Origin of the sequence: Micromonospora sp. KLBMP9576 (assembly GCF_050941805.1) — a bacterium.
In the GTDB taxonomy this organism is placed as follows: Bacteria; Actinomycetota; Actinomycetes; order Mycobacteriales; family Micromonosporaceae; genus Micromonospora.
Window position 1 is genome coordinate 6330875 of record NZ_CP194567.1, and the last position, 24894, is coordinate 6355768.

The 24894-nt window shown below is 73.0% G+C and carries 19 protein-coding genes; 10 read left to right on the top strand and 9 right to left on the bottom strand.

Translation table 11 applies throughout. The annotated features are described in order from the left end of the window. Positions 1-67 precede the first annotated feature (67 nt). The 3 genes from ACQ452_RS28245 to ACQ452_RS28255 all read left to right on the top strand — a co-directional run bounded on the left by ACQ452_RS28245 (position 68) and on the right by ACQ452_RS28255 (position 3125). Complete coding sequence (locus ACQ452_RS28245) at positions 68-679, top strand: LppU/SCO3897 family protein (protein ID WP_433388831.1); 612 nt, start codon at positions 68-70, stop codon at positions 677-679. A gap of 611 nt (positions 680-1290) precedes the next feature. Next, a complete protein-coding gene (locus tag ACQ452_RS28250; RefSeq protein WP_433394473.1) occupies positions 1291-1731 on the top strand; it encodes an LppU/SCO3897 family protein in 441 nt (146 codons plus the stop codon). A gap of 152 nt (positions 1732-1883) precedes the next feature. Beyond that, positions 1884-3125, top strand: coding sequence for an ATP-binding protein (locus tag ACQ452_RS28255; RefSeq protein WP_433388833.1), 1242 nt, complete (start codon positions 1884-1886; stop codon positions 3123-3125). 275 nt (positions 3126-3400) lie between these two features. Here the strand turns inward: ACQ452_RS28255 and ACQ452_RS28260 are convergent, their stop codons facing one another. Beyond that, positions 3401-3955 (bottom strand): GNAT family N-acetyltransferase, encoded by a 555-nt coding sequence (locus ACQ452_RS28260; RefSeq protein ID WP_433394475.1) that lies wholly within the window; start codon positions 3953-3955, stop codon positions 3401-3403. Between the two features lie 124 nt (positions 3956-4079). Here ACQ452_RS28260 and ACQ452_RS28265 point away from each other — a divergent pair, with 124 nt between their 5' ends. Both ACQ452_RS28265 and ACQ452_RS28270 read left to right on the top strand, forming a co-directional pair. Further along, on the top strand, positions 4080-4625 hold the full coding sequence (locus ACQ452_RS28265; protein ID WP_433388834.1) for a DoxX family protein: 546 nt from the start codon (positions 4080-4082) through the stop codon (positions 4623-4625). Between the two features lie 215 nt (positions 4626-4840). Then, positions 4841-6283, top strand: coding sequence for a glycosyltransferase 87 family protein (locus ACQ452_RS28270; RefSeq protein ID WP_433388836.1), 1443 nt, complete (start codon positions 4841-4843; stop codon positions 6281-6283). Between the two features lie 19 nt (positions 6284-6302). Here the strand turns inward: ACQ452_RS28270 and ACQ452_RS28275 are convergent, their stop codons facing one another. The 5 genes from ACQ452_RS28275 to ileS all read right to left on the bottom strand — a co-directional run bounded on the left by ACQ452_RS28275 (position 6303) and on the right by ileS (position 12229). After that, positions 6303-6731, bottom strand: coding sequence for a molybdenum cofactor biosynthesis protein MoaE (locus ACQ452_RS28275; protein ID WP_433388838.1), 429 nt, complete (start codon positions 6729-6731; stop codon positions 6303-6305). Continuing rightward, entirely contained in the window at positions 6728-7987 is a 1260-nt protein-coding gene (locus ACQ452_RS28280; RefSeq protein WP_433388840.1) for a molybdopterin molybdotransferase MoeA, read from the bottom strand. Before ACQ452_RS28280 ends, ACQ452_RS28275 begins: the two co-directional genes overlap by 4 nt. Positions 7988-8084: 97 nt before the next feature. Continuing rightward, complete coding sequence (locus ACQ452_RS28285) at positions 8085-8555, bottom strand: MogA/MoaB family molybdenum cofactor biosynthesis protein (protein WP_433388842.1); 471 nt, start codon at positions 8553-8555, stop codon at positions 8085-8087. Then, the gene (gene moaC, locus ACQ452_RS28290; protein ID WP_433388844.1) at positions 8552-9043 is read right to left on the bottom strand and encodes a cyclic pyranopterin monophosphate synthase MoaC; all 492 of its coding nucleotides are present in this window, start codon (positions 9041-9043) and stop codon (positions 8552-8554) included. The genes ACQ452_RS28285 and moaC overlap by 4 nt, the downstream gene beginning before the upstream one ends. 63 nt (positions 9044-9106) lie before the next feature. Further along, positions 9107-12229: an isoleucine--tRNA ligase gene (gene ileS / locus ACQ452_RS28295; protein ID WP_433388846.1), complete on the bottom strand. Its 3123-nt coding sequence runs from the start codon at positions 12227-12229 to the stop codon at positions 9107-9109. A 685-nt stretch (positions 12230-12914) separates the two neighbouring features. Between ileS and ACQ452_RS28300 the strand changes: the two genes are divergently transcribed. From ACQ452_RS28300 to ACQ452_RS28315, 4 genes are read left to right on the top strand one after another with little or no spacing between them, the layout of a single operon-like run. After that, positions 12915-15422 carry a putative bifunctional diguanylate cyclase/phosphodiesterase gene (locus ACQ452_RS28300; protein WP_433388848.1) on the top strand — a complete coding sequence of 836 codons (2508 nt, stop codon included), beginning with the start codon at positions 12915-12917 and terminating at the stop codon, positions 15420-15422. A gap of 35 nt (positions 15423-15457) precedes the next feature. Next, on the top strand, positions 15458-16798 hold the full coding sequence (locus ACQ452_RS28305; RefSeq protein ID WP_433388850.1) for a glycosyltransferase family 87 protein: 1341 nt from the start codon (positions 15458-15460) through the stop codon (positions 16796-16798). Positions 16799-16807: 9 nt separating this feature from the next. Then, on the top strand, positions 16808-17440 hold the full coding sequence (locus ACQ452_RS28310) for a phosphoribosyltransferase (protein WP_433388851.1): 633 nt from the start codon (positions 16808-16810) through the stop codon (positions 17438-17440). 22 nt (positions 17441-17462) lie between these two features. Further along, complete coding sequence (locus tag ACQ452_RS28315; protein ID WP_433388852.1) at positions 17463-17876, top strand: zf-TFIIB domain-containing protein; 414 nt, start codon at positions 17463-17465, stop codon at positions 17874-17876. A 453-nt stretch (positions 17877-18329) separates the two neighbouring features. On the opposite strand, the gene ACQ452_RS28320 is transcribed toward ACQ452_RS28315, so the two are convergent. Beyond that, positions 18330-22058, bottom strand: coding sequence for a replicative DNA helicase (locus ACQ452_RS28320; protein WP_433394477.1), 3729 nt, complete (start codon positions 22056-22058; stop codon positions 18330-18332). Between the two features lie 727 nt (positions 22059-22785). Between ACQ452_RS28320 and ACQ452_RS28325 the strand changes: the two genes are divergently transcribed. Then, positions 22786-24099 carry a hypothetical protein gene (locus tag ACQ452_RS28325; RefSeq protein WP_433388854.1) on the top strand — a complete coding sequence of 438 codons (1314 nt, stop codon included), beginning with the start codon at positions 22786-22788 and terminating at the stop codon, positions 24097-24099. Positions 24100-24179: 80 nt separating this feature from the next. Here the strand turns inward: ACQ452_RS28325 and rplI are convergent, their stop codons facing one another. Together rplI and rpsR are read right to left on the bottom strand one after the other, a co-directional pair. Further along, a complete protein-coding gene (rplI, locus tag ACQ452_RS28330; protein ID WP_433388856.1) occupies positions 24180-24626 on the bottom strand; it encodes a 50S ribosomal protein L9 in 447 nt (148 codons plus the stop codon). A gap of 14 nt (positions 24627-24640) precedes the next feature. Then, the gene (gene rpsR / locus ACQ452_RS28335; protein ID WP_433388857.1) at positions 24641-24880 is read right to left on the bottom strand and encodes a 30S ribosomal protein S18; all 240 of its coding nucleotides are present in this window, start codon (positions 24878-24880) and stop codon (positions 24641-24643) included. Between the last annotated feature and the right edge of the window lie 14 nt (positions 24881-24894).

Here is a 24894-nt window from a genome sequence, read left to right on the forward strand (position 1 = left end):
ACGGTGGCCTGGGCGTCGGCATCCCTTGTTGGTGGCCGGCCTCTCACCACTCGCGCGGGAGGCGTGCATGGGGAACTACGGAGCACCGGGTCACGGGGACCCGGACCCGTGGCAGGGTCGGCGCCCCGACGAGCCGTACGGTCCGTCGGCCGAGCCGCCGGGGTGGGACGGCGGGGAAGGTTGGTCCGGCCCGCGCCCGCCGGAGCACGAGCCGCAGCCGCGGCGCCGGGGTGGGCGGCTGGTGCCGGTCGTCGCGGTGCTGGCCACGCTGGCGTTGCTGGCCCTGGCCGGCGGGGCCGTCGTGTTGCACCGGCGCGGTCAGGGCGAGCCGACGCCGACCGGCACGCCCAGCGAGCCCGCACCCGCCGCGGCGACCGGGGCACCGGACGCAACGGCAAGCGCGACGGCCTCCCCCGTCCCCGAGGCCTCCACGGACCCCCGGTTCGTCAAGGCCGGCCAGTGCGTGCGCAACGACGGGCCGGCCGGTGGCAAACCCAAGCTGCTGATCAGCGCCTGCGCGCCGCAGACGTACGAGGTGCTGCGGCGGGTGGACGGGCCCACCAGTGGCGAGAAGGACGCCGCGACCAAGTGCGCCAAGGTGGACGGCTACACCAACTGGTATTTCTTCGACAGCGAGTTGGACACCCTCGACTTCGTGCTCTGCCTGAAGCAGCGCTGAGCCACCGCACCCCTGAGGAAGAGATGACGACCTACGGATCACCCGGGCAGCCGGACGACCCCTACCAGCGCCCGCCCGGCACCCCCGGCGGGCCGGCACCCATCGATCCGGCCCTGCCGGAGTGGGGGCAGCCGCCGGCCGCCCCGCAGTGGGGCCAGCAACAGCCCGGGGGCGAGCAGCCGGGCACCCCGCAGTGGGGCCAGCCGGACCCGATGTGGAGCCAGTCCCCGCAGCCGCCGGCGTCCGGAGGTGGCTACCCGCCGCCGACCTCCGGGGCCGGATACCCGCCGCCGGCGTACGGAAGTGGCTACCCGCCGCCGGCCTCCGGGGCCGAGTACCCGCCGCCGGCGTACGGGGGTGGCTACCCGCCGGCGTCCGGGGGCGGGTACCCGCCGCCGGGGGTCCAGCCGCCCTCCGACCAGGGGGGCTACCCGCAGGCCGGTCCGTATCCGCCGGCCGGTCCGGCACCCGGCGACCAGTGGGGCAGCCCGCAGGCCGGGTCCTACCCGCCGGCCGGTCCGGCGCAGGGCGACCAGTGGGGCAACCCACCGCCCGGGTACGCGATGCCGCCGGTCGCGCCGCCGAAGAAGAAGAGCGGCGGGAAGATCGCGCTGATCATCGGCCTGGTGGCGGTGCTCCTGCTCTGCCCGTGCCTCGGCCTCGCCGGTTGGGCGTTCTGGCAGGCCGGCGAGGACGAGCCGGCCCCGGCCCCGTCGCTGAGCGCCTCCGCCGCCCCGACGGGCCGGCCCACGAGCGCGCCGACGGACGAGCCCAGCGCGGCGCCGACGTCCGCCAAGCCGACGCCCGCCAAGCCGACGCCCGCCAGGAAGGAGTTCGCCAAGGGCGACTGCGTCGTCAACGACGGCACGGCCGCCGATGCCGAGCTGCGTAAGGTGCCGTGCGGCCCGAACACGTACGAGGTGCTGTTGCGGATTCCGGGCACGACGGACGGCGACCGGTGCAAGACGCGGGCCCCGGAGGCCAACGCGAACTACGTGCACAACAACTCGCTGGACATCCTCGACTACGTGCTCTGCCTGAAGAAGCGCTGATCGCCGAAGCCGATTGCCGAAACTAGGGCCGTCTAGCATCCACGCTAGACGGCCCTAGTTTTGTCTCGACGCGGTCCCGCGCCCCGACACGCCGGTTGCCCCATCTACGGATGTCTAGTCCCGCAGCTAGACGGGCCGATACTGTGCGATGCGTGGATCCGGTCCGCAACCCGTACGCCCCGGGCGCCGGCCAGCGCCCCCCCGAGCTCGCCGGGCGGGGGCGTGAGCTGGACGTCTTCGACGTCGTGCTGGAACGCATCGCCCGGGGCCGGCCAGAGCGCAGCCTGATGCTCACCGGGCTGCGGGGCGTCGGTAAGACGGTGCTGCTCAACACCCTCCGCTCCCAGGCGATCAACCACCTCTGGGGCAGCGGCAAGATCGAGGCCCGGCCGGAGCAGTCACTGCGCCGCCCGATCGGCGCCGCGCTGCACATGGCCGTCCGGGAACTCGCGCCCCGACACCGCGCCCCCGACCGGATCGACGCCTTCCTCGGCGTACTCAAGGCGTTCGCCCAGCGGACCGCGCCGGCCGGCCGCGGGAACGCCGCCCCGAAGCTGCGCGACCGGTGGCAGCCCAGCATCGACGTGCCCGCCGCCACGGGTCGCGCCGACTCCGGCGACATCGAGATCGACCTGGTCGAGCTGCTCACCGACGCCGCGGCGGTGGCCGCCGACGTCGGCACCGGCATCGCGATCTTCATCGACGAGATGCAGGACGTCGGCGCGGAGGACGTCTCCGCCCTCTGCGCCGCCTGTCACGAGCTGTCCCAGCTCGGCGCGCCGCTGATCGTGGTCGGTGCCGGGCTGCCGCACCTGCCGGCCGTGCTCAGCGCGGCCAAGTCGTACTCCGAACGGCTCTTCCGCTACCAGCGCATCGACCGGCTCGACCGGATCGCCGCCGACCAGGCGCTCTGCGCGCCGGCCGGGCGCGAGGAGGTGGAGTACGAGCCGAAGGCGCTGGACCTGCTCTACGAGAAGTCCGGCGGCTACCCCTACTTCGTCCAGGCGTACGGGAAGGCGACCTGGGACCACGCGCCCCGCTCGCCGATCACCGCCGCCGACGTACGGGTCGCCGCGCCCGAGGCCGAGGCCGAGCTGGCGGTCGGCTTCTTCGGCTCCCGCTTCGAACGGGCCACCCCGGCCGAACGCGAATACATGCGAGCCATGGCCACGTTGTCGCTGGTGGAGGGCGAAATCGACGGCGGCGGTCGGGACGACATGGACGCCGCCGTGCCGACGGCGGAGATCGCCCGCGCCCTGGCACGCAAGCCGGCCAGCCTCTCCCCGGCCCGGGACGCGCTGATCAAGAAGGGCCTGATCTACTCCGGGGAACGCGGCACGGTCGCCTTCACCGTCCCGCACTTCGGCCGCTACCTGCGTACCCAACCGGCCTGACCCCGGCCGATGCCTGCGCCGTTCGGGCGGTCCCGGCCCTGGTCCCGGTACGGCAGCCACCGCCGGGACGCCACGTGGTCGTCGGGTGCGCACGGGTCGGCGACCGTCCTGATGTCGTAAACGACTCACGCTGCCCGCCGGCACGAACCGTCCCTTCGAACGCCTCCATCAGCTCCATAGGACGCACGGGACATGTCCACGCCGCCGGGCCCGGCCGGCCCTCAAGGTCGACCCGGGGTGAGCGGGGCACGAGGCCGAGCCGGGGTGCCCGGTCGTCAGACCTTGGACCACGGCGGGGGGAAGAGCACCTCGCCCCGCGGCGGAGCCCCCTCGCCGCTGGTGGCCGGTGGCAGCACCAGCGCCTGCCACGGCTCGCCGAGGCCCGACCAGGGGCTGGTGAGCCCCATCCGGTCGGCCCGGCCGAAGCCGAACCGGTGGTAGTAGGCCGGGGCCCCGAGCACCACCACGAGCCGCTCGCCCAGCTCGGTGGCCGCGTCGAGGGCCGCCTGCACCACCGACGTGCCGAGCCCGATCCGCCGCCGGTGCGGCGCGACCGCCACCGGGCCGAGCACCAGCGCCGGTGCGGTGTGTGCGTCGGACCTGACCCGGACCCGGGTGAGCAGGGCGTAGCCGACGACCTCGCCCCCGTACTCGGCGACCATCGCCAGCTCCGGCAGCCAGGCGTCGGTGCCGCGCAACTCCTCGACCAGCCTCACCTCGGGCGGCGAGGCCACGTCGGGGCGGGCGAAGGCGGCGGCAAGCACCCGACGGACCATCCCGGCGTCGGCCGGATCCTCGGGTCGCAGCCGCAGCGTCGTCACGCCGGGCACGTTACCCGTCACGGGCGGTCCACCGGCGACGGTCGGTCGAATCGGCGTGGCGCGATGTCACGTCGGCCGATCCGGATCGGCGGTTGCGGGGGTAGCCGGGCCGGTGACGGGGTATGACTGATCCATGAAACCCGTACGTTCCCTGGCCCGCGCCATGTTGAGCGGCATCTTCGTGGTCGCCGGGATCCGCAACCTCCAGGACCCGGAGCGGTTGGTATCGACCGCGAAGCCCGTGACTGACCGGCTCACCCCGCTGCTGGAGAGGGCCGACCCCCGAATCCCCACCGACACCGCGACCCTGATCCGGGCCAACGCGGCCGTGCAGGTCGGCGCCGGGCTGATGCTCGCGACCGGCAAGTGCGCCCGGCCCGCGGCGCTCGTCCTCGCCGGGACCCTGGTCCCGATGACCCTCGCCGGTCATCCCTTCTGGAACGACGACGACCCGACGGCGCGACGCAACAACCAGACCCACTTCCTGAAGAACCTCGGCCTCCTCGGCGGGCTGCTGATCGCCGCCGCGGACACCGGGGGCCAGCCGGGGCTGCGGTGGCGCGCGGGGCACCGGATCGGCCATTCCCGACGTTTGGTGCAGCGAGCCGTCCGTACCGCCCGCAGAGAGGCCCGAATCGCCGTACGATCGGCAGCGACGGCCCGGCGACTGCCCGGCTGACCTGCGTCGACGCCTCCACTTGACCGGCCCCTCACGGGCCAACTCCGCGAATCACTCGAACCCCCCGACTGGCGTTAACGCGGTGGAAATGTCAAGAACATGTGTGGGATCGGACACGGTCGCATAACGCGGGAGGCATTAACGTGAGGCGCCGTTCTAGGCTCCGTGCAGGACCTGGACGGGTAGGACGACCTTGGTATGGGGGTGGCCACGCCATGCCGGCGACCGTCGGGAGACGGGCGGACCGCCTCGCCCCAGTCCGTCGCGTAACGCGTGGGATCGATCGTAGGACAGTCGTACGGGCGGGCATCGTGGCCGCCGTCGCCTATGCCGCATGGCTCGCCATCGGTGCCTTCGGGCGGCCGTACAACTTCTTCGACATGAAGATCTACCACGGCGCGGTGGTGTGGTGGGCGAGCGGTCACGAGCTCTACGAGTTCATCGCACCCGGCACCACCCTGGGTTTCACGTACCCTCCGTTCGGTGGTCTGGTGATGCTGCCGATGGCGCACCTGCCGGTCGACCTGGCCGGGATGGTCAACGTGCTCGCCAGCATCGCCGCCCTGGCCGTCGTGCTGGCCGGGCTCCTCCGCCCGATCGTCGAGCGGCTCGGCTGGCCGCTCTGGTTCACCGTGGGCATCGCGACGCCGCTGGCGGTCGCCCTCGAGCCGGCCCGGGAGACCCTCGGCTACGGCCAGGTGAACCTGCTCCTGTTCGCACTGATCATGGCCGACCTGATCGGCCTGCGCTGGCGATCCCGGCGGGGCACCCACGTCGCCCCGACCGACGGTCCGCTGCTGCGCTTCGTCTACAGCGGCGCCTGGGCCGGCGTGGGCATCGGCCTCGCCACCGCGGTCAAGCTCACCCCGGCGCTGTTCATCGCCTACCTGATGATCACCCGGCAGTGGCGTGCGGCGGCCACCGCGATCGGCACGGCGGTCGCCGTGACCGCCGGTTCCTTCGCGGTCGTCGGCACCGAGTTCCGCGCCTACTTCGGCGGGGTGCTGTGGCAGACCGAACGGGTCGGGGCCGCCGACATGACACCCAACCAGTCGCTGGCCGGGTTGCTGGCCCGGCTGTACGACTCGATCGACACGCCGGGTCTGCTCTGGCTGTCGTTCTCGGTGCTGATGCTGGCCCTCGGCCTCTCCCGCGCCGTCAACGCCCGCGCCGACGGCGACGAGCTGACCGCCTTCACCCTGGTCGGCCTCACCGCCAACGTGATCAGCCCGATCTCCTGGACGCACCACATGGTCTGGGTGATCCCGGCGATCATCGTGCTCGCCGACGCCGCCGTACGCCGCCGGGACGCCAGCCGTGCCCTGACGCAGCGGGCCGGTCAGGGCACGTACGGGGGGCCGCCGGGAGTGACCGGGCTGCGCCCGCCGATCTGGTACCCGACGCTGACCGGGCTCCGGCACGGCGCCGCCGCGATCGGGCTCTACCTGCTCTTCCTGATCTCGCCCATCTGGCCGTACGAGCACCAACTCCCCGAGGTGTCGCACTACCAGGACGGCCTCTTCGGCGCCCTGATGGAGAACTCGCTGGCGTTGGCGCTGATCCTGCTGGTCGCCGCGCTGCCGTGGCGCCCCGGCGCCGAACCGGCCTTCTACGTCGACCGGTTCGGCCGCCAGGCCGCCCCGGGCGTCCGCCGCTGACGGGACGGGCCGCCGCCCCTCAGGGGCAGTTCACCCACTCCTCGGTGCCGTCGGCGAAGACCTGCCGTTTCCAGATCGGCAGCCGCGCCTTGGCCTCGTCGACCAGCCGGGCGCAGGCCGCGAACGCGGCGGCCCGGTGGGCCGTGCTGACGGCCGCCACCAGGGCCACGTCGCCGACGGCGAGCGGGCCGATCCGGTGCGACACCGCCACCGCGTACACGTCCGGGTCGGCGGCGATCTCGGCCGCGACCTCACCCAGGACCCGTCCGGCGCTGGGGTGGCCCTCGTATTCCAGGCTGCACACCACGCGGCCGTGGTCGTGGTCGCGGACCACCCCCTGGAACGACACCACCGCACCGGCCCGGGGGTCGGCGACCGCCGCCTCGTGCGTGGCGAGGTCCAGCGGCCGGTCGGTGACCTCGCCGAAGGTCGTGGGCGGCGCGGTCACCACGCGCGCTCCCCCGGCAGCAGCGGCAGCGGCACGACCGGCACCCGGTCGCCCGGCTCGCCGGAGGTGCCGGGCCGGATCACGGCGAACCCGTCGGCGCCGGCCAGCCCGCGCAGCATCGCCGAGCCGACGTGCCGGACGGGGTACGCGGTGCCGGCGGCCCGGTCCAGCCGGACCAGCGCCAGGTGGGTGTACGTTCCCCGGCCGCGCACCGGCTCGGCGAGCGTGGCGTGCGGCAGCACCGGCATCGGGCGGCCCGCCAGACCGGCCAGCAGCGGGGCGACCAGCGAGACGAGGGCGACGATGGCGGACTGCGGGTTGCCGGGGAGCCCGGCGACGAAGCGGACCCGGCCGTCGGCGTCGACCAGCCGGGACAGCAGCATCGGGAACCCGGGCCGCACCGCCACCGTGTTGACGACGTGGTCGGCGCCGAGTGCCGCCAGCGCGGGATGCAGGTGGTCGACGGGGCCGTGCATCGTGCCGCCGGTGGTGCAGACGAGGTCGGCGGTGCCCAACGCGGCGCGCAGCGCCGCCACGTGCGCCGGGAGCGTGTCGGCCACCGGCCCCACCACGTCGACGGGGCGGACCAGGCAGCCGTAGCGGCGCAGCCAGGCCGGCACCGCCGGGCCGAGCGCGTCGCGTACCCGCCCGCCGACGGGCGGTCCGGCGGTCAACAACTCGTCGCCGAAGACCAGCAGGGCGGCGCGGGGCTGCCGGCGCACCAGCAGGCTGTCGTGCCCGCAGGCGGCGGCCAGGCCGATCAGCGCCGGGTCGACAGGCGTGCCGGCGCTGACAAGTTCCTCCCCGGCGTGCGCCTCCTCGCCCGGCTCGCGCCACTCCGGGCTGGGACGCGGCGTGCCGTCGACGAGCCCCTCCGGCGTACGCCGGGACTCCTCCACCCGCAGGATGGCCGTGACGCCCTCCGGCACCATCGCGCCGGTGGCGATCTCGACTGTCGTCCCGTCCTCGGTCAGCGGGGCCGGGGTGCCGCCCGCCAGCACCCGACCCACCGGCCGCCACGGCCCGGCGCCCCGCACGGCCCAGCCGTCGACGCTGGAGGTGGGGAAGGCCGGCAGGTCCGTGCGGGTGGTCAGCGGCCCGGCGAGGGTGTGCCCGTCGGTCTCGGCGAGCGGCCGGTTGACGGCGGGGAGCGCGGCGGCGAGGCCGACCGCGTACACCCGGGAGCGGGCCTCCGCCCAGCCGGCCGGCGGGGGCGCGGCGACGGGGTCGGCGGCCGGTGCGGTTTCCGTGCTCACCGGCCGAGCCTAGCGGTTGCGGCACCCCGGCCGGGTCGCGGCGGTGGCAGAAGCGGACCCGGGTCACGGCCGGGGTGCGTGGGAGGCCGGGCAGGGTTCAGTGGTCGCCGCCACGTAGCTGGTCGACGGCATGGGCGAGAATCGGCCCGAGCACGGCGAGGCCGTCCCGGGCCCCGCCGGTCGATCCGGGCAGGTTGACCACCAGCATCCGGCCGGCGACGCCGGCGAGCCCCCGGGAGAGCGCGGCGGCGGGCACCCGGTCGCGGCTGTGCGCCCGGATCGCCTCGGCGATGCCGGGAATCTCGTGGTCGAGCAGCGCCCGGGTCACCTCGGGGGTGCGGTCGGCGGGGTTGATCCCCGTACCGCCGCTGGTGAGCACGACGTCGATCCCGTCGGCCAGCGCCGCCCGCAGCGCCTCGCCCACCGGCTCGCCGTCGGGCACCACCACCGGCCCGTCCACGTCGCAGCCCAGGTCGCGCAGCCCGGCCACGAGCAGGGGGCCGCTGGTGTCGGCGTACACGCCGGCGGCGGCCCGATTGGACGCCACGACCACCCGCGCCCGGATCACGGCCGGTCCTGCGGGCGGACCCACGAGCCGGTCTTGCCGCCCTCCTTGCGCAGCACCCGGACCGCGTCGACGCCGGCCGCGGGGTCGACGGCCTTGACCATGTCGACCAGCGCCAGCCCGGCGACGGCCACCGCCGTCAGCGCCTCCATCTCCACGCCGGTGCGGTCCGCCGTCCGCGCCGTGGCGGTGATCTCGACGGTGTCGTCGGTGAGCGTCAGGTCGACCGTGACGCCGTGCAGGGCGATGGGGTGGCAGAGCGGGATCAGGTCGGGGGTGCGTTTCGCGCCCATGATGCCGGCGAGGCGGCCGACCGCCAGCGCGTCGCCCTTGGGCAGCCCGTCGCGGCGCAGCAACTCGATGACCTCGGGGGTGGTGCGGAGCCGGCCGGCGGCGACGGCCAGCCGGCCGGTGACCGCCTTGGCGGAGACGTCGACCATGCGGGCCGCGCCCGCCGGATCGACGTGGGTGAGCTGCACGGGATCGGTCACGTCGGTGTCGCTCCTCGGAAGTGGGGGGCACCCTGGCCGCTCTCGCGGCCAGGGTGCGGTGCCTCAGGCGCGGCGCAGCCAGAAGGTCAGGCCCAGCGGCTCGTCGGTGAACGCCGCCGCGTCGGCCCAGTCGGGTTCGCCCTCGACGCAGTCGGTGGCGAGCACCTCCTCGGCGACGAGGTCCCGGTGCTCGGCAAGCGCCAGCGTGGTCTGCTCCCGGTCGGTCCGGTAGCGCAGCCGGATCCGGTCGGTGACCTCCAGGCCGCTGTTCTTGCGTGCCTCCTGGATCAGCCGGATCGCGTCGCGGGCCACCCCGGAGCGGCGCAGCTCCGGGGTGAGGTCCAGGTCCAGCGCCAGGGTCGAGCCGGCCTCACTCGCCACCGCCCAGCCCGCCCGGGGCGTCTCGGTGACCACGACCTCGTCCGGGCCGAGCGTCACCGGCTCGCCGTCGACGACGACCGTGGCCGTGCCGGTCTCCCGGAAGGCGTCCCGCAGCGCCGCCGCGTCGGCCCCGGCGATCGCGGCGGCCACCTGCTGCACCGCCTTGCCGAACCGCCGGCCGAGGGTGCGGAAGTTGGCCTTCGCGGTGGTGTCCACCAGCGAGTCACCGGCGGCGTCGATCGCGACGACCGACCCGACGTTCAGCTCGGCGGCGATCTCCGCCAGCAGGTTCGGCGGCAGCTCCGCGAAGCCGGGGCCCGAGGCGAGGGCCCGGGCCAGCGGCTGGCGGATCTTCATGCCCGAGTCGGCCCGCGCGGCGCGGCCCAGTTCGACCAGCCGCCGGGCGAGGGCCATCTGCGCCGAGAGCGCCGGGTCGACCAGCGCGGGATCCGCCACCGGGTACGCGGCGAGGTGCACCGACGGCGCGGCGTCGGGGGTGACCGGGACGACGAGGTCCTGCCAGACCCGCTCGGTGATGAACGGGGTGAGCGGCGCCAGCAGCAGCGTGAGGGTGGACAGCGTCTCGTGCAGGGTGGCGAGGGCCGCCCGGTCGCCGCGCCAGAACCGCCGCCGGCCGCGCCGCACGTACCAGTTGGACAGGTCGTCGATGAACGCCGACAGCAGCCGGCCCGCCTGGTGGGTGTCGAAGTCGGCCAGCGCGGCGTCGACCTGCCGCACCAGGGTGTTCAGCTCGGAGAGCAACCAGCGGTCCATGACCGTCCGGTCGGCGGGGGCCGGGTCGGCGGCCGACGGCGACCAGCCGGCGGTACGGCCGTAGAGCGCCTGGAAGGCGACGGTGTTCCAGTAGGTGAGCAGGACCTTGCGGACCACCTCCTGGAGCGCGGCGTGCCCGACCCGACGGGCCGACCACGGCGACCCGACCGCCGCCATGAACCAGCGGACGGCGTCAGCGCCGTGCCGGTCGAGCAGCGGGATCGGCTCCAGGGTGTTGCCGAGGTGCTTGGACATCTTCCGCCCGTCCTCGGCCAGGATGTGCCCCAGGCAGACCACCGTCTCGTACGGCGAGCGGTCGAACACCAGCGTGCCGATCGCCATGAGGGTGTAGAACCAGCCGCGCGTCTGGTCGATGGCCTCCGAGATGAACTGGGCCGGGTAGTGCTCGGCGAACTCCTCGACCCCCCGGTAGGGGTAGCCGAACTGCGCGAACGGCATGGAGCCCGAGTCGTACCAGGCGTCGATGACGTCCTCGACCCGCCGGGCCGTCGCGCCGCACCGGCAGGCGAAGGTCACGTCGTCGACGAAGGGCCGGTGCGGGTCGAGCCCGCCCTGGTCGGTGCCCGTCAGCTCGCTCAGCTCGGCCAGCGAGCCGACGCACGTCAGGTGCCCCTCAGGGCAGCGCCAGATCGGCAGCGGGGTGCCCCAGTACCGCCGCCGGGACAGCGCCCAGTCGACGTTGTTGGCCAGCCAGTCGCCGTACCGGCCGTGCTTGACGGTCGTCGGGTGCCAGGTGGTCCGCTCGTTCTCGCGCAGCAGCGAGTCGCGCACGGCGGTGGTCCGGATGTACCAGGACGGCTGGGCGTAGTAGATCAGCGCGGTGTGGCAGCGCCAGCAGTGCGGGTAGCTGTGCTCGTACGGAGCCTCGCGGAACAGCAGGCCCCGGGCCGCCAGGTCCTCGACCAGGGGGCGGTCGGCGTCCTTGAAGAACAGCCCGCCGACCAGCGGCAGGTCCGCCTCGAAGCGGCCGTTCGGCCGTACCGGGTTGACCATCGGCAGCCCGTACGCGCGGCTGGTGGCGAGGTCGTCCGCGCCGAACGCCGGCGCCTGGTGGACCAGCCCGGTGCCGCTGTCCGTCGTCACGTACGACGCCAGCACGACGATGTGCGCGTCGGGCACGTCCAGCATGGTGAAGGGCGGGCGGTAGCTCCAGCGTTCCATCTCGGCGCCCAGGAACGACTCCCCGGTGAGGTCCCAGCCGTCGCCGAGCGCGGACGCGAGCAGCGGCTCGGCGACCACCAGTTGCTCGTCACCGTTCGTGGCGACGACGTACCGCACGTCCGGGTTCACGGCGACGGCGACGTTCGACGGCAGCGTCCACGGCGTGGTGGTCCAGACCAGCAGCGCGGCCCGGTCGGCGAGCGGGCCGGAGGTGAGCGGGAAGCGGACGTGGACCGACGGGTCGACCACGACCTCGTAGCCCTGGGCCAGTTCGTGGTCCGACAGGCCGGTCTCGTCGCGCGGGCACCACGGCGCGACCCGGAAGTCCTCCACCAGCAGGCCCTTGTCGAAGATCTGCTTCAGCGACCACCAGACCGACTCGATGTAGGACGGGTCCATCGTCCGGTACGCGTCGTCCAGGTCGACCCAGTAGCCCATCCGGTCGGTGAGCGCCGCGAACGCGTCGGTGTGCCGGGTCACGGACTCGCGGCACCGGGCGTTGAACTCGGCGATGCCGTACTTCTCGATGTCCTGTTTGCCGGAGAATCCCAGCTCCCGCTCGACCGCCAGCTCGACCGGCAGCCCGTGGCAGTCCCACCCGGCCTTGCGGTCGACGTGGAAGCCCTTCATCGTCCGGTAGCGGGGGAAGACGTCCTTGAAGACCCGGGCCTCGATGTGGTGGGCGCCGGGCATTCCGTTGGCCGTCGGCGGCCCCTCGTAGAACACCCACTCCGGCCGGCCGCGCGACTGTTCGAGGCTTCGCGCGAACACGTCGTTCTCGTGCCAGAAACGCAGGACTTCGTGATCGAGGGTGGACAAGTCGATCTGACTTGGAACGCTGCTGTACATATCTCCTCCGGCGGAACGCGTGTGGCAAGCTCCGGCGGAGGGACGAGACCTCGCGGCCCCGCGGTACCACCCTCCTTGGCCGCGTGCGGCCCTCTCATTTCTTGTGCGGTCGGGTCTACTCGGCCTCGCGGCCTTTCTTCCGACGGCTCCGGGGTGATCTTCCCGCCCCGCACACCCCCGGGCTTCCACCATCTCCGGGTCGCTAACGGCTGCGTGCGGCGGTACTCGTCCCCATCGACGCCTCGCCCGGTGAGTGTATCCCAGCCGGCCCGGGGGAGACGGCACGACGGCGTCCGCCGGCCGGCGCCGCGCGATCAGGTCTCTTCGCCCGCGGTCGGTGCCCCATCGGCCCTGGCTGTCAGCCTTCCGCCGGTTCATTATCTAGCGTTGACCGTAAGTCCACGGAACACAGCAGTGAGTTCCCGGCCGGAAGCGGAAAGTCACCTCACGGGGCGCTGTTCTCATCCATTGCCCATAGTCACATATATCCCTCTATAACTGGTCGAACCACATTTATGCTGTGGGTGTCGCGGCGCACCGCGGCGCAAAGACCAACGCGAGACCGGGGAGGGATAGCGATGTCGGCACACGAGTGGAACTGAGCATTGTGGTTGACGCGTGACCACCGGTAATCTCGGCGTGCTTAGCAGGCGAGGGCAGTCGGGATGCGGTGACACGACTGAACGTGGGCAAGACTGAGGCCGAGCGGCGGCTAACGCTGCACGTCGGCCTCGTCTGCGTTGTGGCCGCCGTCGCGGCCGTCCTGTGCGTACGCGAGCTCACGCAGCTGGACTGGTCAGACGGCCACCATCCGACACTCTCACTCACGCTGATCTTCCTGACCTTCCTCGCCATGACGGTCAAGTGGCGAATCCGGATTCGCGCGACGGTCCACGCGATCTCCTGGAGCGAGACGGCGATCATCCTCAGCCTGGCGGTCGCCCCGACCCCACTGGTCATCCTGACCACCGGAATCGGGGCGGCGATAGCCCAGTACCTCGCCAAGCTCCCGCCGCTGAAGGCCGCCTTCGGCGTGGCCAAGACCATCCTGCTGGCGGTGGGCGGCGGGGCCGCCCTGCACGCAGCCGGTGGGTCGCCGCCGTTCGACGACCTCTGGCAGGCCGTCGGCCCGATCGGGATCGCCTACGCCGTCACGGTGGTCCTCGACGAACTGTTGACCCTTCCGGTCATCGCCCTCGCCACCGGCACCCGGCTCCGGCAGCTCTTCCGCGAGGACCTCGGGCTGCGCCTGACGAGCGCGCTGGCCCGCCTCGTTTTCATCGTCACCACCCTGTTCATCCTGCGTGCGGATCCCTGGTTCCTGCTTGCGATGCCGCCCCTCGCCCTCAGCCTGCACCTGCTCTACTCCAACCGGGTCAAGGCCCGCACCGAACAACAGGCGTGGCAGCGGCTGGCCCGCACCACCGACGCGCTCAACGTGGTCGACCTGGACACGGTCCTCACCACCGCGGTCACCCAGGCCGCCGAGCTGTTCTCCGCCGACGAGGTGGAGATCGAGCTGCGCGACGGAGGCCGGACCATCCGCGGCGGCGCGGTCGCCATCACGTACGACGGGCCGGCCGGCGAACCGACCTCGGTCGACGGCACCCTCATCCCCGCCACGCTGGAGGGGCACGACCGCGTGGTCGACGTGGGCACCCTGCGACTGCGTTTCCGCGGGCCCGTGCAGTTCTCCGAGCGGGAGCAGTACACGCTGCGCACCTTCGCCTCCGCGCTGTGCACGGCGGTGCGCAACGCGCAGGCGTACGCCGAGCTGGCCCGGGTCGCCGACGAGCACGCGTACGCCGCCACGCACGACGCACTCACCGGGCTGGCCAACCGCCGGCACCTGCTCGACCAGGGCACCGAACACCTCAACACCCGGCACGCCGACGGCGTGACCGCGCTGGTGCTGATCGACCTCAACCACTTCAAGGAGGTCAACGACACGCTGGGGCACGCCGCCGGGGACCAGGTCCTGGTGCAGGTCGCCGAGCGGCTGGATGACGCCGCCCAGGACTGCGACCTGGTGGCCCGGCTCGGCGGCGACGAGTTCGCCGTGCTCCTGCGGGGTCTGCCGGCCCCGGCGGTGGCCGCGCACCGCGCGGAGACCCTGCTCGCCACCCTGCACGAGCCCTACCACCTCGACGGCATGCGGATCAGCGTCGAGGCCAGCGGCGGGATCGCCGCCGCGCCCGCCACCGGCGGCATGCCGGAACTGCTGCGCCGCGCCGACGTGGCGATGTACCAGGCCAAGCGGGCCGGGCAACGGATCTCCACGTACGTCCCGGCCCGGGACACCGCCGACCTCGGCCGGCTCACCCTCGGCGGCGAGCTGCCGCGCGCCGTCGCCGACCACGAGTTCACCGTCAACTTCCAGCCCATCGTCGACCTGGGCACCGGCCGCGTCACCGGCGCGGAGGCCCTGGCCCGCTGGCACCACCCGACCCACGGGATCATCGACCCACTTCGCTTCGTGGAGGCGGTGGAACGCTCGGGGGTGCTGCCGGCCTTCGCCGAGGCGATCCTCGACCAGGCCCTCATCGCGGCGGGCAACTGGCGCGACGCCGGCTTCGACGTGCCGGTCGCGGTCAACGTGTCGCCACGCAGCCTGCTCGACGCCCGCTTCCCGGGCTCGGTGCTGGCCCGCCTGCGCGCCCACGACCTGCCCCCCGACCGGCTGGTGCTGGAGCTGACCGAGACGCTCACGCTCAGCCAGCTCGACGTGGTCGACCAGGTGCTCAGCCGGCTGCGCGACGAGGGCGTACGGCTGGCGCTCGACGACTTCGGCACCGGCTACTCCAGCCTGTCCCTGCTCTCCCGCATCCCCGTGCACGAGCTGAAGATCGACCGCAGCTTCGTGACCGCCATGGAGAGTTCCGCCGAGGCCGCCGCCGTCATCCGCTCCACCCTCGACCTCGGTCGCAGCCTCGGGCTCGACGTGGTGGCCGAGGGCGTGGAGAGCGAGCCGCAGCGCCGGGCCCTCTGGCAGTTGGGCTGCACGGCTGGCCAGGGACACCTCTTCGCCCGGCCGATGCCCGCCGGCACCCTCCTCGCGGCGTTCCGGCGCGGTTCCGGGGGCAGCCCCGGCACGCTCGCGTCCCCGCTGCACGACGCGGGGGCCGTGATCCGCCTCGGTGCCGGCCGCCGGCAGGGCGGGCGCGGCCGTACCGATCGGCACCTGCCCGCCTGAGCCGAGCCGCCACGCCGGGTGCCAGACTGGCCCGTGTGACCGCCGCCCCGACCGCTCGCCGCCGCGGCTGGCGGTCCCCCGACACCGGCACCCGTCGCCGCGGCTGGCAGTCGCTCGACGCCGCCGCCGGCGGCCTCGCCCTCGACGCCGGCCTGCACGTCGCGGCGGCGACGTTCGCCGCGGTCACCGCCGCCGCGTCCACCCTGGTCCCGCACCGGGCCTGGGGCGGCGTCGCCGCCGTCGGTTACCTCCTCGCCGCCGTCGCGGCGACCGGTCAGCTCCTGCTGCGCCGGCGCCGACCCGGTTCCCCGCTGGTCGGGCTGCGAGCCCGCTGGGCGGTCACCGGATACGCCTGGTCGACCACGACCCTGCTGCCGCTGGCCTGGCAGAGCGTCCAGCGGGCCGGCGGACGCACCGACCGGGCACAGGAGGAGGTGCTGGTCGTCGAGGAGTCCGGCCGGCGGCTCGTCGACACCGGCACCCCCTACCTCGGGCCCGACGCGATCGCCGCCCTGCCACCCGGCGAGCAGCTTCTCGGCTACACCCCGTACCAGCCGGGCATGGCGTTGTTCGGTCTGCCCCGGGCCGCCGTCGACGCCTGGCCGACGGACGCCCGCGTCTGGTTCGCCGGCGGCACCGCGCTGGCCCTCGCCCTGGCCGTCCGCGTCCTCACCACCGGCGGGCACCGGCGGGCGGGCGACCGCACCGGGGCCGCCGTGCTGCGGGGCGTACAGGCCGCCACCGTCCTGCCGGTCTGCGCGCTCACCCTGGCCACCGGCGGCGACGACCTGCCCGTACTCGCGCTCTGCCTGCTCGCCCTCGCCTTCGCCGCCGCCGGCCGGCCGGGCCGGGCCGGCCTCGCGGTCGGCCTCGCCGGTGCGCTGAAGCTCCTCGCCTGGCCGGTCGCCCTCGTGTTGATCGTCTGGGGTCTGACCCGGCGGGCGGGTCTGCGGGTCGCCGCGGGCGCGCTCGGCCTGCCCGCCGTCGCACTGCTGCCGAGCCTGCTCGTCGACCGCGAAGCGCTGGTCGAGAACGTGCTCCGTTTCCCACTCGGGCACGGCCTGGTGACCAGCCCCGCGCAGTCACCGTTCCCCGGTCACCTGATCGCCACCGCCCTGCCCGCCGGCCGCGCCGTCGCCACCGCCCTGCTGCTCGCCGCCGGACTGTCGATCGCCGTCCGGCTCGCCCGCCGCCCGCCCCGCACCGCCGTCGCCGCCGCCCTGTTCTGCGGGTACGGGCTGCTCGCCGCGATCCTGCTGATGCCCACGACCCGCTTCGGTTACGTGCTCTACCCGATCGCCCTGCTGGTCTGGGCGCCCGCCCTACGGTCCCCGGTTTCCGCGAACTCCGGGGCGGATTCCGGCGACACGGCGTAGACCTGAGACATGACCACCTACCGCGACCGCGAGGAGGCGGGCCGGGCGCTCGCCGACCGGCTCACCGCGCTCATCGGGCAACCGGACGTCATCGTGCTCGGGCTGGTGCGCGGCGGCGTGCCGGTGGCCCGGGTGGTCGCCGAGCGCCTCGGCACACCGCTGGACGTGCTGGTGGTCCGCAAGCTCGGCATCCCGTGGGCGCCGGAGGTGGCCTTCGGCGCGCTCGGCCCCGGCGGCGTGCGGGTGCTCAACGAGGCCGTGGTCAGCCGCCTCGGCGCCGACGACATCGCCGAGGTCGCCCACCGCGAGCAGGCCGAGTTGGAACGCCGGGAGCGGCTCTACCGCGCGGGCCGGCCGCCGCTCGACCTGACCGGCCGCACCGCCGTGATCGTCGACGACGGCCTGGCCACCGGGGCCACCGCCCGCGCCGCCGTACAGGTCGCCCGTCACCTCGGCGCCGTCCGGGTCGTGCTCGCCGTCCCGGTCGGTTCGCAGGAGGCGTACGAACTGCTGGCCGCCGAGGCCGACCAGGTCATCTGCGCCCAACGTCCGCCGGAGTTCATGGCGGTTGGCGCCTACTACGAGGACTTCCACGAGGTCGCCGATTCCGAAGTCGCCGAGGCGCTGACAGCTACCGCGTGACCTGACCGGGTACGGTCGGACAATGAGCATGACCTGTCCCAAGTGTCACGGAGAAATGCGCCAGTACGAGCGCAGCGGCGTCGTCATCGACCAGTGCGGTGAGTGCCGGGGAATCTTCCTCGACCGCGGCGAGCTGGAGAAGCTCTTCGAGGCCGAGGCCAACTGGAGCCGCCAGCAGGGTGGAGCGCCGCCGGCGCAACCCGCCCACCAGCAGGGCGGCTACCCCGGCCAGCCGAGCCACCAGCAGGGCGGTTACGCGCCCCCGCCGCCCCCGCCCGCCCCGCACCAGCCGGGCTACGGCGCGGTCCCGCCGCCCCCGCCGGCGCACGGCTACCCGCCGGCACCCGCGTACGGGCACGGCCAGCAGCACCACGGCTACCACGGCCACTACAAGCGCAAGAAGCACAAGGGTTTCCTGGACGAGATGTTCGGCTGAGTCACCCCCGTCGACCGGGCCGGCGCACCGGCCGGCCCGGTCACCCGTGGCCGCTGACGTTCCGGCGAAGTCGGGGTTCCGTCCCGTCGCGCTGACCGTCCCCGTCGCGCTGACCGTCCCCGTCGCGCTGACCGTCCCCGTCGCGTTGACCGTCCCGTCGCGTTGACCGTTCCCCGGACGCTGCCGGTCCCGCCCGACGTTCGCCCACTTTTCGAGAAGTAGCTGCCGAGCTGTGGGATGGCCGGAGATCTTGGTAATAAATGGCCCCTGGAGGGGCCGTTTTCGTACCGGAAACCAGGACGGTGCCCGCCCGCGTGTCTTCGCCGGCCGAGCGGCAGCGCGGGGCGAGCCCGGGATACCTGCTCGAAGCGACCGCCCGGGTGCCGCCGACCCACCACGTCCGAATCGGGCGGGCGAGAACGCCTGTTGTCGGGCCGGCCCGGGCGGTCGTCCTCAGACGATGGCCATGTCCACGAAGCGCGACAGGTGGAGCTGCGCCGCCACCGTCACCGTGTCGGTCGGGCCGTTTCTGTGCTTGGCGATGATGAAATCGGCCTCGCCGGCCCGCGGCGACTCCTTGTCGTAGTAGTCGTCGCGGTGCAGCAGGATGACGACGTCGGCATCCTGCTCGATCGAGTTGTGGGTGGCGATGCCGTTGGCGATGAAGTTGTGAGTACCGAGGACGGTGGCGTCGAAGACGTCTTGCTCGCCAAGTGACTCGATTGACACGATCTCGTCCCAGAAGATGTCATTGGTGGCGTGCAGGTCCAGATCGGCAGCGTCGAGAACCGAAGCGATCTTCGCTAGCCTGGATCTGCTGGGTGCCTGCTTCCACAGGTCGCTGCCGCAGAACGGGGAGTCGATCGCCGTCGCGAAGTCGCGATCGGTCGTGCCGTTCTCGGCCAGGATCTCCCGGACCCGGCTCCACACCTCGCGCGGCACCGTGTCGACGTTTGTGTTGTTGCTCTGCATCGCCGCGAGGGATGCGAGCAGATCGGCGCAGTTACGTGCCCCGTCCCCGTGCACGCCGATCTCCCGGAGGAACCGCAACTGGTCATCCCGCCCGGAGACGTCGAGGGTGTACCGGGGGGGTTGGTGACGTTCGACAGGCACCGCTGCGAGGCGGGCAGTGACGCCGTACCTCAGCAGCAGACGGGATACGTCCTCGAGCATCCGGCGGCTTGTCGACGCGAGGCAGACGCGACCGCCGCGACCGGACTCGTCCACACTCACCGAGCCGTCCGTGGCCCACAGGTGCCGGAGGAAGAGAGTGACCTGCTCCTTCGGCAGCCCGAAGACCGATGACGGGACGAACCTCTCGGGCGACCGCAGACCAGACAGCCCCAGACCGTCCAACCACTCGGCGATCGGGTCACGCCGACCGGGAGCGAGGGGGTAGGGAGCGGGCAGTCGCAGGGTCGTGGCTCTGGCCGTTTCGTCCTCGTCACGGATGGCGGTGACGCCGAAGTGCTTGGCGGCATCCGACACGGCCTGCAGGTTCTCCTCGTCGCGGCTCGCATACCGAAGCGGCTGGTGACGTACGAACGAGCCGTCCCCCAGCAGGTGCGCCAGCAGGACGACCTCCGCCTCCGCCCATGGTCGTATCGCAAGTGGGGGTGGTACATGCCGGGGTGTGGCGAGACGTGTCCCAGGCATCAGATCCCCGAGCGGCATCCAGCCGGCGAAAGTAAGGAAGGGATGGTTCGACGTGGCGTCGATCTGCTTACCCGACGCGAGTGTCATACGGAACACTTCCCGATTGCCACTCGGGAAGACGTGCGTCATCGTTCGCGGGGTGTAGCGGAGGCTCTCGTCCAGCGCCCAGACCGGGATGTCCTTGGCTTCGCTGGCGAGCAACTCACCGAGGGTGACCTCGGAGTTGTTGTCGGCTCGGATCAACCGGGTCTCCGCCGTCAGGCAGCCCGATTCTCGCAGGTCGGACAGCTGCGGTCGCTTGTCGGTGCGCTGCTCCGGGCCACGGTTCAGCTGGCTCACCGCGATGACCGGGCACTCGACCTCCTTGGCGAGCAGCTTCAGGCCACGGGACAGGTCCGCGACCTCCTGCTGCCGGCTCTCGGTGCGCTTCGGGGAGGTCATCAGTTGGAGGTAGTCGACGACGATCAGCTTGAGGTTGTGCCGCTGCTTGAGCCGGCGCGCCTTGGCCCGGATCTCCATCAGGTTCATGCTCGGCGTGTCGTCGACGAAGAGCGGCGCCTCGCTGATCTCGCCCATGCAGCGGGCGAGCTTGGTCCAGTCGTCGTCGGAGAGCTGGCCGCTGCGCAGGACGTGCAGCGGCACCCGCGCCTCGGCCGACAGCAGCCGCATGACGATCTCGACCTTGCTCATTTCCAGCGAGAAGATCGCCGCCGCCTGATTTGCCCTGATAGCCGCGTTTCGGGCGAAGTCCATACTCGCGGTGCTGTTGTGTGTCGGGATCATCGCCCGACCCGCGAGGTAGAGGTGCTCGGAATTGTCCACTGTCACGCACCGGACCGGCACGCTCGGCACCGGTCGGACGTCGACGATGAAACGGTGGTCCGGCCGGGAACCGCGTTCGCTACCACGCCGCAGTCGGTGCGCCTCCTGCTTGCGCGGCAGGCGGAACACCTCGTCCCTGGTGGTGAAGGTCAAGTTGAAGACGGTCGAGCTTTCCGCGGTACGTCCCTCGACGGCCTCTCGACTGACCGAGCAGGGGTACCCGAGGCTGCTGACCAGTTCGTGCACGTCTTCGGCGAGGCGGGGAGACGCTGTGGTGAACCGGATGTTCCCGCTACCGGTCACGGTGCCGTCGGTGTCGAGCAGCCCGGCCAGCAGCGCTCGCCGCTGCGCCTCCGAGGCCCGCAGGTAGGCGGTGGGGATGTGCCTGCACGACTGGCCGACGCTGGAGACCCTTCCTTCCGTCGGGCGGCCGTCACCGAGCGAGACGCCGAGCGTGTAGGGCGGAAGCGGGAGATCACGTTCCGGGAGGCGGAGGGCGGCGGCGTTGTCGACAGCGTGATTGAGTCGCCGGTCGGCCGTGTCCGTGCGCAGGGTCGCTCGAATCTGAGCCGTCGTCACCACATCCTGCGACTCCGCCGTCGCCAAGCTGTCCGACTCCCGCTCGACGCGGTCCGGCGAGCGGCGGTGGAGGCGACGCGCCGGACGGGCCCTGGCCGTACGCACACGTGGCCGCCTGCGTACGCCGACGGGCGACTCGTCGGCGATGTCGTGCGCCACCCGTCGGGTGGTGGGTGCGAACTCCGGGCCGAGCACGGCGGCCAGCTCCGCGATCGTGGCGTCGTCGCTGGACGCCGCCCCCGAAGCTGCCCGGCGCAGGCGCTCGATGGCCTCCGGACTGCGGTGGGTGAGCCGGCGGGCGGCGGCGCGGCGGCCTGCCCGTGTGGTGGTCTTCCAGAGGTGTTCGGCGTCAGCGACGATCACCGAGCCGTCGGAGAACTCGACCTCGTAGCATGGCCGGTCATGCCGCACCTCGAACGCGGCCGTGACCGTTGTCGGCAGGCCGTCAGCGCCCAGCAACTGGTCGCCGACCTGCACGTCCCCCATCGTGGTCCAGCCGGTCGGGGTGGGAAGCGGGGTGTCCAGCGCGAGCGCCTTGCCCAACCCGGGCCGTCCCGCGACGATGATGAGCTGCCCCGCGTGCAGGCCGTTGAGCAGGCGGTCCAGGTCGGTGAAGCCGGTGGGGACGCCGGTCATCATGCCGCCCTGCGCGCCCACCGCCTCGATCTCGTCCAGCGTCGGCTGGAGCATGTCGGCGAGTACGGCGAAGTCCTCGCTGACCCGGCGTTCCGTGATGTCGTAGACCGCCTGCTGGGCGAGGTCGACGATGTCGTCCACGTCGCGGCTGCCGCCCTGGCCGGTGCCGTAACCCAGTTGCACGATCTTGGTGCCGGCCTCGACCAGTCGCCGCAGGACGGCACGCTCGCTGACGATGCGGGCGTAGTAGGCCGCGTTCGCGGCGGTCGGCACGCTGGCGATCAACGTGTGCAGGTAGGGGGCGCCGCCGATCCGGACGAGATCGCCGGAGTCGGCCAGCGCCGCCGCCACGGTGATGGAGTCGGCCGGCTCGCCCCGCCCGTAGATCTCCAGGATCGTGTCGAAGATCGTGGCGTGCACCGGCCGGTAGAAGTCGTTGGTCTTGAGGATCTCCACGATGTCGGCGATGGCGTCCTTGGAGAGCAGCATGCCGCCCAGGACGCACTGCTCGGCGGCGACATCCTGCGGCGGGGTCTTGTCGAACTGACCGTCCCGCTGCGGCGGCGGGGAAGCCTGCCCCCCACCCGGTCGCGAGTCCGCCCGCCTGTCGTCGGTGACCGACACTGGTCCCCCTCCACTGCGTCGGATCCGGTTTCAGCCCTACCGTCGAGGTACGACACCCTCGACCTGCCGGTCGATTGGGGGTGGTCGCACGGCCGGTCGGGGGCCCACCCTACGGAACCCGAGGTCAGCCCCTCAACCACCGCGGTGGACGAGCCTCTGGACAACCTGTGGACGCAGCCGGGCAAGCATGTGCGTAGGGTGTGCACAGCCTGTGGACAACGGCTGGGGAATTCCCGGGTGCAGCCCTCTGACCTGCGTAAACACAATCCACAGCCTGTGGACGGAAAGTTTTCGGTCAAACTGCTGACTCGAACGTCCCGTACCATCTCCAGCGAACGGCTACATCTGGGCAGCGCCATGCGCCATCGGTTGAGAAGGGTCACGCTCGGCCGTGAGTAACCGGGACTGGGCACGCGGAGAGGATGGCCCGCGCGAGCGACGGCCGGCCGCGCCCTGGCACGATCCCGCCGACCCGGCAGCCGGTGACCCCGGTGGTACGCGTACTCCCGCTCGTCACCGCACGCCGAGCCGGCGCCGGGCCGCCGAGCGCGGCCAGCGGGAGCCGGTCGACAGCTACCTACCGCAGTGGGCGGTGGAGTCGGGGGTCCACGACGCTGACCGTGGCGGCCGGCACGCCGCGCCCGGCGGGCAGCCGCGGTTCGCGCCCGGCGGCGAGCCGCGGTTCGCGCCCGGCCGTTCGGCTTCCGATGCCGCCCGGCGGGACACCGGGACCACGAGCGGTCGGCGGTGGGTCGACGAGACGCATTGGCGCGAGGCCCCGGCGGGCGTCCCGGAGTCGGAGCACACCGGTGAGTGGACGTTCGGCAGCCCCCACCAGGATCGGGGCTACGCCGGGCGACGGCGGGCCGAGGACGCCCCGGTCCCGGAGGTGGCGACGCCGCGCCCGCCGTCCGAGCATCCGCGCGGCACCTGGTGGGGCCCGGGGGTGGCGGGGGATCCCGGGCCCGCACCGCGGTGGGAGGCCACCCGGCCCGCCCGCGAGGAGCGCCAGGCGGCGCAGGACGTGCCGGCCGTCGACCCCTGGGAGCCGCGCAGCCCACCACGGGGTACGCCGCCGACCGATCCGCCGGTCGTGGACGCGTGGGACGCGTCGGGGGTGCAGGCGTGGCTGCCGACCGGCGAGGCGGACCGGTGGGGCCGTGCCGACGCCGGCTCCTGGGGCCGCACCGACGACACCGGCCCGTGGGACCGAAGCCACGGCACCGGCCCGTGGGGCCGGGGCGACGGCCCGGGTCGCTGGGAGCGCAACTCCCACGACGACGGGTGGGACCGGACCTCGCCGCCGGGCTCCGACGGGGGCGTGCAGGGGTGGTCCTGGCCGGAGCGGGGCGACCAGAACGAGGGCTTCTGGTCCGACACCCGGCTGGCGGGTGACGATCCCCGGTGGATGGATCCGCCGTCGGCGGCGGATGCCGCGCGGCGTGCGGCGCCGGGACGGCGGGTCGCCACGCCGGCCGGTGCGTCGACGGCGGCCGTACGCGACCGGCCCGGTAGGGGTGCCTCGGCCCGGCGGATCGGGGACGACCTGCTCGATCCCGACCCGGGTGGATCCTGGCGGCCACTGCTCTACACGCTGGGCTGCTACCTGGTGCCGGCAGTGCTGGTCTTCATCTGGTTGTTCACCCTGGACGGGCAGGTGCCGGCGGGCTGCGTCACGGACGTCAGCGGAGGGGGCTGCCCCTCGCCCCGGACACGGGCCCTCGGCTCCCTGGCGTCGGGCCTGCCGCGCTTCGGGTGGGCGCTGGCCGGCAGCTTGGTCGTGGCGTTGCTGCTGCGTCGGGCCGGAACGTGGCGGGCGGCCAGCATCGCGCTGGCGGCGTCCGTGGTCGGCGGGGGTCTCTCGACGGTCCTGATCAGCGCGGTCACCGGGCAGCCGATCGGCTGACGCCAGCCGCCACCGCCCGCACGAGCGAACAGGGCCCGCACCGACCGGTGCGGGCCCTGCCGTGGTGCTGGGTCGAGATGTCAGCCCTGAACGACGTGGAGGTCGAACTTGGCGCTCACCTCGGGGTGCAGCTTGATCCGCACCGGGTAGGAACCGGTCGACTTGACGGGACCGGACAGCTCCAGCCGACGACGGTCGAGGGTCGGGCCACCGGCGGCCTTGACGGCGTCGACGATCTCGGCCGGAGTGACCGAGCCGAAGAGCCGACCGCCGTCACCGGCGCGGGCCTTCAGGTTGACCTTGAGGCCCTCGAGCTGCCCCTTGACCTCGTTGGCGTGGCCGAGGTCGCGGATCTCCCGGGCCGAACGCGCCCGCTTGATGACCGTGACCTGCTTCTCCGCACCCTTGGTCCACGGGATCGCGAAGCCCTGCGGCATCAGGTAGTTACGGCCGTAGCCGTTCTTGACCTCGACGATGTCGCCGGGGGCACCGAGGCCGGACACCTCCTGGGTCAGGATGATCTTCATATCGGTGCCTCCTCTCAGCGGGCCGTGGCGGTGTACGGCAGGAGCGCCATCTCACGGGCGTTCTTGACCGCACGGGCGATCTGCCGCTGCTGCTGCGAGGTCACGCCGGTCACCCGTCGAGCGCGGATCTTGCCGCGGTCGGAGATGAACTTGCGCAGCAACGGGGTGTCCTTGTAATCGATGTAAGTGATCCCGTCCTTGTCGAGCGGATTCACCTTCTTCTTAGGTTTGCGAAGTGCAGCGGCCTTGGCCATTGCTCGTGCTCCTG

Bases quoted from the DNA above. Each gene is read 5' to 3' on its own strand.
- ileS (WP_433388846.1), bottom strand. From the start codon at position 12,229: ATGTACAGCAGCGTTCCAAGTCAGATCGACTTGTCCACCCTCGATCAC.
- ACQ452_RS28270 (WP_433388836.1), top strand. From the start codon at position 4,841: ATGCCGGCGACCGTCGGGAGACGGGCGGACCGCCTCGCCCCAGTCCGT.
- ACQ452_RS28320 (WP_433394477.1), bottom strand. From the start codon at position 22,058: ATGCTGCTCTCCAAGGACGCCATCGCCGACATCGTGGAGATCCTCAAG.
- ACQ452_RS28315 (WP_433388852.1), top strand. From the start codon at position 17,463: ATGAGCATGACCTGTCCCAAGTGTCACGGAGAAATGCGCCAGTACGAG.
- rplI (WP_433388856.1), bottom strand. From the start codon at position 24,626: ATGAAGATCATCCTGACCCAGGAGGTGTCCGGCCTCGGTGCCCCCGGC.
- ACQ452_RS28245 (WP_433388831.1), top strand. From the start codon at position 68: ATGGGGAACTACGGAGCACCGGGTCACGGGGACCCGGACCCGTGGCAG.
- ACQ452_RS28310 (WP_433388851.1), top strand. From the start codon at position 16,808: ATGACCACCTACCGCGACCGCGAGGAGGCGGGCCGGGCGCTCGCCGAC.
- rpsR (WP_433388857.1), bottom strand. From the start codon at position 24,880: ATGGCCAAGGCCGCTGCACTTCGCAAACCTAAGAAGAAGGTGAATCCG.
- ACQ452_RS28265 (WP_433388834.1), top strand. From the start codon at position 4,080: ATGAAACCCGTACGTTCCCTGGCCCGCGCCATGTTGAGCGGCATCTTC.